This is a genomic window from Pantoea sp. X-Soil-MYKO-1785 (assembly GCF_059730675.1).
On record NZ_AP036000.1, the window covers coordinates 3,856,181 to 3,868,988 of the forward strand.

General features: G+C 57.8%; 11 protein-coding genes. 4 read left to right on the forward strand and 7 right to left on the reverse strand.

Annotated features, from left to right (window positions below):
• Nucleotides 1-110: 110 nt before the first annotated feature.
• Nucleotides 111-1,796, forward strand: a complete 1,686-nt coding sequence (locus AC6I8D_RS18355; RefSeq protein ID WP_497820559.1) for a sugar phosphorylase — start codon at nt 111-113, stop codon at nt 1,794-1,796.
• Here the strand turns inward: AC6I8D_RS18355 and AC6I8D_RS18360 are convergent, their stop codons facing one another.
• Complete coding sequence (locus AC6I8D_RS18360; RefSeq protein WP_312054344.1) at nt 1,797-2,066, reverse strand: YdgH/BhsA/McbA-like domain containing protein; 270 nt, start codon at nt 2,064-2,066, stop codon at nt 1,797-1,799.
• A 168-nt stretch (nt 2,067-2,234) separates the two neighbouring features.
• Entirely contained in the window at nt 2,235-3,011 is a 777-nt protein-coding gene (bioH, locus tag AC6I8D_RS18365; protein ID WP_497820560.1) for a pimeloyl-ACP methyl ester esterase BioH, read from the reverse strand.
• Nucleotides 3,012-3,045: 34 nt separating this feature from the next.
• On the opposite strand from bioH, the gene gntX reads away from it, so the two are divergent.
• Together gntX and nfuA are read left to right on the forward strand one after the other, a co-directional pair.
• Nucleotides 3,046-3,726, forward strand: coding sequence for a DNA utilization protein GntX (gntX, locus tag AC6I8D_RS18370; RefSeq protein WP_312054342.1), 681 nt, complete (start codon nt 3,046-3,048; stop codon nt 3,724-3,726).
• 58 nt (nt 3,727-3,784) lie between these two features.
• Nucleotides 3,785-4,360, forward strand: a complete 576-nt coding sequence (gene nfuA / locus AC6I8D_RS18375; RefSeq protein WP_031375648.1) for a Fe-S biogenesis protein NfuA — start codon at nt 3,785-3,787, stop codon at nt 4,358-4,360.
• A gap of 38 nt (nt 4,361-4,398) precedes the next feature.
• Here the strand turns inward: nfuA and malQ are convergent, their stop codons facing one another.
• The 5 genes from malQ to glpE form a co-directional block, all read right to left on the reverse strand.
• Nucleotides 4,399-6,468 carry a 4-alpha-glucanotransferase gene (gene malQ, locus AC6I8D_RS18380; protein ID WP_497820561.1) on the reverse strand — a complete coding sequence of 690 codons (2,070 nt, stop codon included), beginning with the start codon at nt 6,466-6,468 and terminating at the stop codon, nt 4,399-4,401.
• Nucleotides 6,469-6,476: 8 nt separating this feature from the next.
• On the reverse strand, nt 6,477-8,882 hold the full coding sequence (gene malP, locus AC6I8D_RS18385; protein ID WP_312054339.1) for a maltodextrin phosphorylase: 2,406 nt from the start codon (nt 8,880-8,882) through the stop codon (nt 6,477-6,479).
• Between the two features lie 158 nt (nt 8,883-9,040).
• On the reverse strand, nt 9,041-9,799 hold the full coding sequence (locus AC6I8D_RS18390) for a DeoR/GlpR family transcriptional regulator (RefSeq protein ID WP_312054338.1): 759 nt from the start codon (nt 9,797-9,799) through the stop codon (nt 9,041-9,043).
• 40 nt (nt 9,800-9,839) lie between these two features.
• Complete coding sequence (glpG, locus tag AC6I8D_RS18395) at nt 9,840-10,661, reverse strand: rhomboid family intramembrane serine protease GlpG (protein WP_497820562.1); 822 nt, start codon at nt 10,659-10,661, stop codon at nt 9,840-9,842.
• Nucleotides 10,662-10,690: 29 nt separating this feature from the next.
• Entirely contained in the window at nt 10,691-11,017 is a 327-nt protein-coding gene (glpE, locus tag AC6I8D_RS18400; protein WP_069729423.1) for a thiosulfate sulfurtransferase GlpE, read from the reverse strand.
• Between the two features lie 241 nt (nt 11,018-11,258).
• Here glpE and glpD point away from each other — a divergent pair, with 241 nt between their 5' ends.
• Nucleotides 11,259-12,764 carry a glycerol-3-phosphate dehydrogenase gene (gene glpD / locus AC6I8D_RS18405; RefSeq protein WP_312054334.1) on the forward strand — a complete coding sequence of 502 codons (1,506 nt, stop codon included), beginning with the start codon at nt 11,259-11,261 and terminating at the stop codon, nt 12,762-12,764.
• Nucleotides 12,765-12,808: the final 44 nt, after the last annotated feature.

Below are 12,808 nucleotides of genomic sequence, written 5' to 3' on the forward strand. Positions count from 1 at the left end.
AGCTTGCCCCCCTTTCAATCTCACTCCCTCAGTGGAAAATCCCCGCCGTAACGCTACGCTAGAAAGACGCCTGTCATAAAAACAACACCTGCTGTGGCACCCAACTCACGATGGAAACGATCACCGATCTAATCGATAAGATTTATGCTGGCACTTTTCCCGCGGCAATGCGTACCCAGCTGCTGGCGGATATTGCGCAAGCGCGCGATGCCATTAAGCTGCCGCGTAAAGCGCACTGGGATGAACAGGACGTGGTGCTAATCAGCTACGCCGATCAGTTTCGCGAAGCCGACAAACCGACGCTCAGCACCTTTTCGCGCTTTTATCAGCAGCACCTGCAATCTATTTTCCCGCTGGTGCATCTGCTACCGTTCTTCCCCTGGTCGTCTGACGATGGCTTCTCGGTGATTGATTATCATCAGGTTGATCCGCTGTGTGGCGACTGGCAGGACGTTGCACGGCTGCATCAGGAAACCCGGCTGATGTTTGATTTTGTCTGTAATCATATGTCGTCGCACAGCGCGTGGTTCAGACACTTTCTGGCGCAGGACCCCGGCTGGGATGACTTCTTTATCAGCATGCCGCCCGCCACCGACCTCAGCGCGGTAACGCGGCCGCGCACCTCACCGCTGCTGACGCCGTATCAGATGGCCGATGGTGAAACCCGCTTTATCTGGACCACCTTCAGCGCCGATCAGATTGACCTCAACTTTGCCAATCCGGCGGTGCTGCTGCGGATGGTCAACGTGCTGCTCGACTACCTGAAACGCGGGGCCGATTATGTGCGGCTGGATGCGGTGGGCTACATGTGGAAAACGCCCGGCACCCGCTGCATTCATCTGGAAAAGACCCATCAGCTGGTGAAACTGTTCCGTGCCATCGCCGACATTGTCGCGCCGGGCACGGTAATTATCACCGAGACCAATGTGCCGCATCAGGACAACATCAGCTATCTGGGCAACGGCCATGATGAGGCGCAGATGGTCTACCAGTTTTCACTGCCGCCGCTGGTGCTGCACGGCATCCATACCGGCTCGGCGCGCGCCCTGCGGCAGTGGGCCAGCAGCCTCGATCTCAGCAGTAATGACACCACCTTTTTCAACTTCCTGGCGTCGCACGACGGTATCGGGCTGAATCCGGCACGCGGCATTCTGAGCGAGGTAGAGATCGTGGCGCTGGTGCGCGATCTGGCGCTGGAGGGCGCGCTGGTCTCCTATAAAAACAACCCGGACGGCAGCACCAGCCCGTATGAAATCAACGTCACCTATCTGGATGCGTTAAACCGCGAAACCGATGATGACGCGACCCGCCTGCAGCGATTTTTACTGGCACATGCCATTCTGCTGGCCTTCCCCGGCGTGCCGGCTATCTATATTCAGAGCATTCTTGGCTCACGCAACCACTATGATGGCGTGCGGGCGGCAGGACATAACCGGGCGATAAACCGTCAAAAGTACCCTCTCAAAGAGATTGAGGCGGCGCTGGCAGGAGGTGACTGGCTGCGCCAGCAAATCTATACCCAACTGGGTAAACTGATTCAGCTGCGTCGTCGTCAGCCGGCGTTTCATCCCGATAACCCGATGACGCTCTACGACAGCGAAAATGCGCTGCTGGTGATGCGGCGGCATCAGCCAGAAAGCGGTGACGGATTACTGTGCGTGTTTAATCTCAGCGGACGCCCGATAGAGACGAGGTTGCCGGTAGCACATACGTTGCAGGATGTGGTGAGCGGCAGAAAGATTGATGGCACCCAGCCGGTGAGGCTGGATGCCTGGCAGTTTATGTGGCTACGCTAATTATTTATAGACGTCAGCCGTGGCGCTGAATTTACCGTGCTCGCGGCCTGCGATGACCAGGAAGTATTTCCCCCCTTTCTCATCAGCAAGCTGTGACAGCACTTTTTTCGCATCCATTGGCGAGGTGGTTTCCGCCGTGGTATTAACCGTACCAATTTTCTGCAGGTTCATCGTTTTAACTTCTTCTTTGGTGACCTCTTTCGCTGCCATTGCAGAAAATGAAATCGCGCCCATCATCATTGAAGCCACAACCCATTTAAAAACCTTCATTATGTTTACCCTCATTCATGGTCCATTGTGAGATGTAAGCAGCCGCGAATCGCGTAAGGCAGCATGGAACGGCATAGTCCTCCGTGACTAATCACATAAAAATGCAGCGGCCTTGCTCACGAAGAGAAGTATTACCGCTACCGGCAATTTTGCCAGTCACTGGCGCAATTATGTCAGCAAATCGTTGATGAACTTCATAATCTGCTGACAAAACGCCTCTGGATGGGAAATAAAAGGCGCATGGGCCGCCTTGTCTATCACCCACGAAGGCGAAGCGGGCAGCGTCTGATCGAGGCGGGCAGCAATGCTGCGCGGCACCAGGCCATCCAGTGCGCCATACAGCCGCAGGAACGGCAGGTCGATCTGCGGCAGCGCGCTACGCAGATCGACCTGCCGCAAAATATCCAGTCCGCTATCCAGCACCGCCACCGGCGGCATCGGCTGCGACAGTACCACCTCTTTCAGCTGGCGCGCATCGGCCCGGGCGGTCTCTGTTCCCAGCGTCTGCAGCGCCAGAAAGCGCTCGACCGTGCGCTGAAAATCATTGCTGAGCAGCTGCTGAAAATTGTGCAACGTATCAGGTTTGATACCTGGCCACTCTGCGGTGGCGGTGAAGCAGGGGGAGGAGGCGACGGTAATCAGCGCACGCAGCCGATCCGGCACGGTCAGCGCCAGCTGGGTTGCCACCAGTCCTCCCAGCGACCAGCCTGCGACGATCGCCTGCTGCGGCAGCATTGGCAGTAACTGCTGCGCCATTTCGGCCAGCGTCAGCGCGCCGAAGTCCTGGCTGCGACCATAGCCGGGCAGATCGACCAGATGCAGGCGATAGTGCGGGCTGAGTCGAGGAATAATGCTTTGCCAGACTTCCGCATTCAGTCCCCATCCGTGCAGCAGTACAAGATCAACATTCCCTGTTCCACAGGTGTGCCAGTAAAGCGACGTCATCAGTTACTATCCCGAAAATGATAAGGAGGTCGCTATGCTATCAATGCCTGCCCTGTGTTGGCTATGCCGGTTACCGTTGCGGATCGCGCAACACGGCCTGTGCAGCCGCTGTTTACGCCAGCTGCCCGCCCTGCCGCTGCTCTGCCCGCGCTGTGGATTACCGGCCGGTAACCTGCGGCTGCCCTGCGGACGCTGTCTGCTGAAGCCGCCGCCGTGGCAGGCGCTGATCTGCGTTAACAGTTACTGTCCGCCGTTCAGTCGCTGGGTTAATCAGCTCAAATTTTCTCGCGTTACCGCACTCAGGGTGATGCTGGCGCGGCTGCTTTTGCTAAGCTGGCAGGATAGCTACCGACGTGGCAACCTGCCACGCCCTGACCTGCTACTATCGGTCCCGCTGCACCCGCGACGATGCTGGCAGCGCGGCTACAACCAAACCGATCTGCTGGCCGCACCGCTGGCACACTGGCTGGGTTGCGAGCGGGGGATGGGATTGCATCGTCAGCGACAAGGGGCGTTACAGCATCAGTTGAACGCCCGCCAGCGCCGCAGAAACTTACGCGGTGCCTTCCGCCTTGAAATGGCGGTGCACGGACGCCATATCGCCCTGCTGGATGACGTAGTCACCACCGGCAGTACGGTAGAAGAAATCAGTCGCCTGTTACTGGCGCAGGGCGCGGCCAGCGTGCAGATCTGGTGCCTGTGCCGTACCTTGTAGAGCGTCATTGATGGGCGTATTATAACCAACTAAATTAGTCAACTATTGAGCAATCGACATGATCCGAATTACTGATTCTGCCCAAGAGCATTTTTCCAAACTGCTATCCAAACAAGAAGATGGCACCCAGATTCGCGTATTCGTGATTAACCCGGGTACGCCAACTGCCGAATGCGGTGTCTCTTATTGCCCACCCGATGCGGTTGAAGCGACGGATACCGAGCTGAAGTTCGAAAAGCTCTCCGCCTACGTTGACGAACTGAGCGCGCCGTATCTGGAAGACGCTGAAATCGATTTCGTCACCGATAACCTCGGTTCGCAGCTGACGCTGAAAGCGCCTAACGCCAAAATGCGTAAGGTCTCTGACGATGCGCCGATGGTAGAGCGCGTTGAGTATCTGCTGCAGGCGCAGATCAACCCACAGCTGGCTGGCCACGGTGGTCGCGTGTCGCTGATGGAGATCACCGATGACGGTTACGCCATCCTGCAGTTCGGCGGCGGCTGTAACGGCTGTTCCATGATCGACGTCACCCTGAAAGATGGCATCGAGAAAGAGCTGCTGGCCGCCTTCCCGGAGCTGAAAGGCGTGCGCGATATCACCGAGCATCAGCGCGGTGAACACTCTTTCTATTAATGATCAGGCGCGACAGCCCGGCTGTCGCGCTGATCTGTTCAGCCAGGCTTACGCTGCTTGCTGACCGCTTTAAGCAGCTTATTCACTTCCTCGTCAGCAAACATCTCTTCCAGCGTTTTACTCAGTTTGCGCCGCCAGTTGGGGTATTGCTCAACCGTGCCCGGCACATTCACCGGCGTGGTCATGCCGAGCCAGTCCTCCGGCTGCAGGCCCAGCAAGGCGCTGTCGGTATCGGCCAGAAAGCGATGTATCGCCCGATTCAGCGTCGGCGTCATCGCCAGCTTATCGGCTTTTTTCGGGCTGCGAGCCGGTAGAGCGCCCGCCTGATGCAGCGCATCAAGCAGCGCCTGCTTCTGCTCTGCCCGCTGCTGATGCAGCGCCTTAACCGCATCCCCCGGATAGAGGCCAATCTTCTCACCCAGTGACAGATCGCCCTGCTCCCAAAACCCGGTCAGCGTAGGCAAATCATGGGTACTGGCGCTGGCAATTGACTGGCGCGGATAGGCCGCCGGTGCGCGATAGCTGCCGTTTTTCTCCTGCTCAAACCACAGCACCTTCCACGAAAACACCCCGCTTTTACGCAGCAGGCTGACGATCTCTTTCGGTACGGTGCCAAGATCCTCCCCGATCACCATACAGCGCAGCCGGTGGCTCTCCAGCGCCAGAATGCCGAGCAGATCATCAACCGGATAGGCCACGTAAGCCCCTTTATCGGCCGTTTCCCCGGCCGGCACCCACCACAGACGCAGCAGCGACATCACATGGTCGATACGCAATGCGCCGCAGTCGCGCATATTGGCACGCAGCATGTCGATAAACGGCTGATAACCCCGCGCCTGCATGACGTGCGGATCCATCGGCGGTAAGCCCCAGTACTGGCCCAGCGGACCGAGGCGGTCGGGCGGCGCGCCAATTGATGCCTGCAGACGATACAGTTCCGGATCGTGCCAGGTTTCGGCACTGCCTTCCGCCACGCCGACCGCCAGATCGCGGTAGAGACCCACGCTCATCCCCAGCGCCTGGCTGCGCGACCAGCAGCGGGAGAACTGCTGCTGTGCCAGCCACTGCAACCACTGCCAGAAGGCGATTTCCTCTTCATGCTGTTCGCACCAGTGCTGCACCTCCGGCAACTGACTGTTACGCCAGCCTTCCGGCCACGCGAGCCAGCCCCAGTGCTGCGCATTGCCCGCCCGCCGCTCAAGCTGGATGCCATCATAGGCCGCCTGATAGCGCAGGCTGTCTCCGCCCTCACGGACAAAGGCCGCCCACGACTGTTTATCTTCGCTCTCTGCATCCCGCGCCTGGAAGTGTGCCCAGGCGAGGCGCAGCGCGGCCAGCTTAAGCGCCATCACCGCCTCATAATCGACCAGCTCCGCCTCACGCGCTTTGCTCAGCGCCCGCTGCGTTTTGGCGCTTTTCCACCATTTCTGCGCCGCCGGGCTTTGCTGGAAGTCGACCACCTGACCGACGTCGATATAGATAATGTTCAGCCAGCGACGCGACGATGGACTGTAGGGGCTGGCAAAATCGGCGCTGGCCGGATAGAGCGCATGCAGCGGATTAAGCCCGACGAAATCGCCGCCGCGGGCCGCCAGCTGCTCCAGCAGCGTCTGCAGATCGCCGAAGTCACCGATGCCCCAGTTGTGCGCCGAACGCACCGTATAGAGCTGTACCAGTGCGCCCCAGCGCTTCTCGCCCGCGTCCAGCGCCGGCGGCAGATAGCAGCGGCGCGGCGTGACAATGATCCGGGTCTGCCACTGCTTTTTTCCCTTACTCAGCGTCAGCTGGTGATAGCCCTGCGCCAGCGGACCCGGCAACGTAAAGGGTTGGCCGGCCGTCAGTTCACCGCTGAGCTGCTTGCCCTTCTCGGTCTGGAGCTGCCAGTGATAAACACCGCTGCCCTGCGGCGTGAGCTGACGTTTACCGCTGCCGCTGAACACCGCGACCGGCGGTAAGGGTGACTTCTTTGCATCATGAGGATCGCCCATCACCGCCAGCAATGCGCGTTTGGTGTCGTCGCCGATCGCTTCCTTCTCGCCGTTAACGTTGATGTAATCCAGTGAAATACCGGCCGCATGGGCGGCCTGATCAAGTGAGTTCTGTTTCATGCTGCTCCTTAGCGCGCTGCCTGCCAGATACGTTGCTGATAATCCCGAATAGCGCGATCCGAGCTGAACATGCCGGTTCGCGCGGTGTTAAGGATGGCGGCTCGGGTCCAGCTCAGCGGGTCGCGCCACAGCGCTTCTACGCGTTGCTGTGCCTCGATGTAGGCCTGAAAATCTGCCAGCACCAGCCACGGATCGCCATTTTTGGTCAGGCTGGCCAGCATCAGGTCAAACGCCTGTTTGTCCCCGTCGCTGAATTTGCCCTTCTCCAGCGATTTAAGTAACGCGTCGAGCTGCTTATTCTGCTTGCGCACTTTTTTCGGGTTATACCCGGCGGCTTTCAGCGCTTTCACCTCATCCACGCGGTGACCGAAGATAAAGATATTCTCCTCGCCGACCTGTTCAGCGATTTCAACATTAGCGCCGTCGAGCGTGCCGATGGTCAGCGCACCGTTCAGCGCCAGCTTCATATTGCCGGTCCCGGACGCTTCATAACCGGCGGTGGAGATCTGCTCAGACAAATCTGCGGCCGGGATCATCATCTCGGCCACGGTGATGCGGTAGTCGGGAATGAACACCACTTTGAGCTTGTCGCCGACCCGCGGATCGTTGTTGACCACCTCCGCCACTTTATTGATAGCGTAGATAATATTTTTCGCGAGGTAATAGCCGGGAGCCGCCTTGGCACCAAACAGGAAGACCCGCGGGATGAAACGCGCATCGTCCGGGTTATCAAGCAGGGTCTGATAACAGTGCAGAATATGCAGCAGGCTGAGGTGCTGACGTTTGTACTCATGTAAGCGTTTGATCTGCACATCGAACATCGCATCCGGGTTGACGATAATGCCGGTGTGCCGCGCGATGTAGTCGGTCAGCCGCGCTTTATTCTGTTGCTTGATGCTGCGGTAACGCTGACAAAATGCCGGATCGTCGACATAGGCTTCCAGCCCTTTGAGCGCATCAAGGTTATTGACCCACTCCACCTTCAGCGTGTCATCAATCAGGGACGCCAGCGCCGGATTGCACTGTTTTAACCAGCGGCGTGGCGTAATGCCGTTGGTGACGTTATGGAATTTCTGCGGCCACAGCTGGTAATACTCCGGAAACAGATCGGTCACCACCAGGCTGGAGTGCAACGCCGCCACGCCGTTTACCGCGAAACCGCTGACCACGCAGAGGTTCGCCATCCGTACCTCACCGTTCGCCACCACCGCCAGCTTGTGCCATAGCGCTTTGTCATCCGGCCAGCGCTGCTTCACCTGCTTTTTCAGCCACTGGTTGATCTGTTTGATAATCAACATGTGACGCGGCAGCAGGCTGCGCATCAGTTTTTCATCCCAGCGCTCCAGGGCTTCGGGCATCAGCGTATGGTTGGTATAGGCGAATAACCGGCTGGTGATATGCCAGGCCTGATCCCAGCTCAGTTGATGCTCGTCCAGCAACCGCCGCAGCATTTCGGGGATGGCGATGGTCGGATGGGTATCATTCAGCTGGATCACTTCGAAATCGGGCAGGCTGTGAATGCTGCGCCCCGCCAGATGATGGCGGCGCAGAATATCGGCCACCGCACAGGCGCACTGGAAATATTGCTGCATCAGGCGCAGGCGTTTGCCGGCCTGATGGTTGTCGTTGGGATAGAGCACCTTCGTCAGTTTTGCCGCATCAATGCCGGGCTGCTCCGCCTGCAAAAACTGACCGTCGTTAAAGCGGGTCAGATCGAAAGGATGGGCGCTGGTCGCCTGCCACAAACGCAGCGGCAGCGTGGTGCCATTGCGGTAGCCGGTAACCGGCAGATCCCACGCCTCGCCGCGCAGATAAAAATCGGGCTGCCAGCGCACGCCGCCCTGCTCCAGTTTCTCCACGCTGCCGCCCATCGCGACCTCAACGTCCAGCGCCGCATTGTGGCGAAACCACGGATAGCGTTCGCGCTGCCAGTCATCCGGCGCTTCAATCTGCTGCCCCTGATCGAAAGACTGGCGAAACAGGCCGTACTGATAGTTGAGTCCATGGCCGGTGGCCGACTGACCGACGGTGGCCATCGAGTCCATGTAGCAGGCAGCCAGTCGGCCCAGCCCGCCGTTGCCGAGCGCCGGGTCAACCTCCTGCTCCAGCAGCTCGGTTAAATCGATTTGCTGCTCCGCCAGCAGCGCTTTCAGGTCGTCATACCAGCCAAGATTGAGCAGGTTGTTGCCGGTCAGACGGCCGATCAGAAATTCCATCGACAGATAATTAACGTGGCGCTGCCGCTCAGAGACGCGGGGAGCCGGTTGCGCAGCCAGTAATTCCGCCAGCGCAGCGCTAATCGCCTGCCACCACTGGTGCGTGGTCATCTGTTGTGCGGAGGTGAGACCTAAGTGCTGCCATTGACGGGTTAATGCGGCGTTGAAACGGGCTTTATTGAATTTTTGCTGCGGCATATCACTCCCTTCTGTTACGCAATGAGGTGAAGCAAAACGAGCAAGCGCACGTCGCTGGCAACAGGGTGCCAGCGACGTGTTAAGTAAAGACGGGAGTGGGGAAAAAAGCGACAGTAATCAAATAAAAACGCCAGCCGGGCAGCTGGCGATGGGAGAAATCAGCAGAGTTCGAGGTGAACCTCATGCTGCTCAATCACTTTCATCACGCTGGCTGGCGGCATTTTATCGGTGTAAAGATGATCCAGCAGGCTCATGTTGCCGAGGTTAACCATCGCGTTGCGGCCAAATTTAGAGTGGTCCGCAACCAGCATTACGCAGCGTGAATTTTCAATGATGGCGCGCTTGGTTCGCACTTCGTGATAGTCGAACTCCAGCAGTGAGCCATCCATATCGATTCCGCTGATGCCGAGAATGCCGTAATCAAGGCGGAACTGAGAGATAAAATCGAGCGTGGCTTCCCCCATTACCGCCCCATCACGGGTACGCACTTCGCCACCGGCGATGATCACCCGGAAATCGGGTTTCCCCATCAGCAGCATCGCCACGTTCAGGTTGTTGGTCACCACCCGCAGATCGTTGTGGTTCAGCAGCGCGTGCGCCACCGCTTCTGGCGTGGTGCCGATATCAATAAACAGCGTGGCACCATCCGGGATCTGGCTGGCCACCCGCTGCGCAATCCGCGCTTTTTCCGCCGACAGCATCATTTTACGATCGTGCCAGGCGGTGTTTTCAGAACTGGAGGGAAGCGCCGCGCCGCCGTGATGGCGCTGAATCTTATTTTGATCGGCCAGATCGTTCAGGTCGCGACGAATGGTCTGCGGGCTCACCTCGAAATGATCTACCAGCTCCTCAGTACTGACATATCCCTGACGTCGGACTAAATCGATAATCGCGTCATGACGTTGCGTCTGCTTCACGTTCCTCTCCTGTTGACTCGCTTAATCCTGAAATGCCCGACTAACGGCGCGCGATTTTTCGCGTATCGACCAGCGCCATGGCTAAGCCGACCACCAGACCGGCGACGTGCGCCGCGTTAGCGATCGCCAGACCAAACGCGCCAAACCAGCCAATCACCAGCCAGACCAGCGCGAAGCCGATTAAACCACGTTCCAGATAGATGCCGCTGTCGGGATCGCGTTCGCCGCGCAGCCAGCAATAGCCCATCAGGGCATATACCACACCCGACAGACCGCCAAACCAGATGCCGCTGAATTTGGCCTGCATCCAGCCGCTCAGCAGCGCGGAGATCAGCATAATTACGAACAGCTTGCCGCTGCCGAGCCGCTTCTCTACCGCCCCGCCCAGATACCACCACCACATCAGGTTGAACAGAATGTGCAGCAGTGAAAAGTGCAGCAGCGCGTGGCTGAACCAGCGCCAGACCTCAAGATGCTGATCGGTATCCGGCCACGCCAGCCAGTACATCACGGTGCGATCGCCGACAATCTGCATCAGAATAAAAACCGCAATGCACAACAGCATCACCGTCATGGTCAGCGGACCGGCGCGCTCGCGGATGTTGGTCCAGATGTTGCTGCGCTCGTAGCGTAAGCCGCTGTCGGTTTTGCCGCTGTGCCAGCTCGCCGCCTGATAGCGCGGATGGTTAGGATCCTGCACAAACTGCTGAAGTTCGTTTTCGACCATTTCCAGCTGGCTTTCATCATCCAGCATGATGACGTAGTGGCTTTCACGCTCAATGCGCAGCGTGACGCCGCGCGTTGCCATGTAGTCAACAAACGCCTGCGCCATGCGCGGCTGGTTAAATTGGGTAATGCGCATCAGTAACTCTCCATGTGACGAGCGGCAATTTATTCGCTGCCGTGAGCAACCTGCTGGGGAAAAGCGGCACGCCAGGCGTCAAAACCGCCATCTATGCTGTAGGCGGCGCTGAATCCCTGTCCCAGCAGAAATTGTGCGGCACCTTTACTGCTGTTGCCGTGATAACACATCACCAGCACCGGCAGGCTGTGGTCCGCGCCGGCGACAAAGTCGCTGAGATTGCTGTTGGTCAGATGCAGCGCGCCAGCGGCATGACCGAGGGCAAAGCTTTGTGGGTCACGGATATCGACCAGCAGGGCACCCTGCGCCAGACGGTCCTGCGCCTGCTGCACATTAATACATTCAAACGTTTCCATGGTGTCTCTCATAACATCGTCACAATGACGCCTACACAATGACGCCTAGTGTAACCCGATAATCAACGCCTATAACCTGACAATCATTGCGGCTTTGTAATTTTTTCACCGGCAGAATGTTAGCTATATCACGCAAAATTGTTTTTACCTGGTTAAAAGCTGGCATCAATGTTGGTTTGCGATTATGATTATGCTCGAAAACGAACATTAATGAACTATTCCGAACATCGGAGGAGATGACGTGGAAACCAAAGACCTGATCGTGATCGGCGGCGGCATCAACGGTGCCGGCATTGCAGCAGATGCTGCAGGACGCGGACTGTCGGTGCTGATGCTGGAGGCGCGGGACCTGGCTTGCGCGACCTCCTCTGCCAGTTCAAAACTGATTCATGGCGGCCTGCGTTACCTGGAACACTATGAGTTTCGTCTGGTGAGTGAAGCGCTGGCCGAACGTGAAGTGCTGCTGAAAATGGCCCCGCACATCGCTTTCCCGATGCGCTTCCGCCTGCCGCATCGTCCGCACCTGCGTCCGGCGTGGATGATCCGCACCGGTCTGTTTATGTATGATCATCTGGGTAAACGCACCAGTCTGCCAGGCAGTAAGAGTTTGCGTTTTGGCGCGGATTCGGCCCTGAAGCCAGAAATCACGCGCGGATTCGAATACTCAGACTGCTGGGTAGATGATGCCCGCATGGTGGTACTGAATGCGCAGGAAGTGGTGAAGCGTGGTGGTGAAGTGCGTACCCGCACCCGCGTGACCCGCGCCTGGCGTGAAGGCGGTTTGTGGATGGTCGAAGCGGAAGATGTCGACAGCGGCAAAACCTACACCTGGCGCGCTAAAGGCCTGGTCAATGCGGCAGGCCCGTGGGTTAAACAGCTGTTCGATGACAGCCTGAAGCTGAAATCGCCTTACGGCATTCGCCTGATCAAAGGCAGCCACATCGTGGTGCCGCGTGTGCACACCGAGAAGCAGGCTTACATTCTGCAGAACGAAGATAACCGTATCGTGTTTGTGATCCCGTGGATGGATGAATTCTCTATCATCGGCACCACTGACGTTGAGTACAAAGGCGATCCGAAAAACGTTCACATCGACGACAGCGAAACCGACTACCTGCTGAAAGTGTTCAATGGCCACTTTAAAAAGCAGCTGACCACGGACGATATTGTCTGGTCTTACTCCGGTGTGCGTCCGCTGTGTGATGACGAATCGGATTCACCGCAGGCGATTACCCGTGATTACACGCTGGATGTACGTGACGATAACGGCCAGACACCGCTGCTGTCAGTGTTCGGCGGCAAGCTGACCACCTACCGTAAGCTGGCGGAACATGCGCTGGAGAAACTGGCGAAGTACTACCCGAATGCCGGTCCGGCCTGGACGAAGAACTGCGTGCTGCCGGGCGGTAATATCTCCGGTACCCGTGAAGATTACGCCGCCAGCCTGCGTCGCCGTTATCCGTTCATTAGCGAAAATATGGCACGCCATTTCGCCCGTACCTACGGCAGCAACACCGAAACGCTGTTGGCTGGCGCGAAGAGTCTGGAGGATTTGGGTGAGAACTTCGGTCACGAGTTTTACGAAGCAGAATTACGCTACCTGGTGCAGCATGAATGGGTGCGTGAAGTTGACGATGCTATCTGGCGCCGTACCAAGCAGGGCATGTGGCTGAGCAAAGATCAGCAGGCCCGCGTGGCAGAATGGCTGGCGCAGAAAGCCAAACCCACGCTGTCGCTGGCGTCATAAGCTGGCAATATTGAACAAAGCAGGCTGCGGCCTGCTTTTTTTTG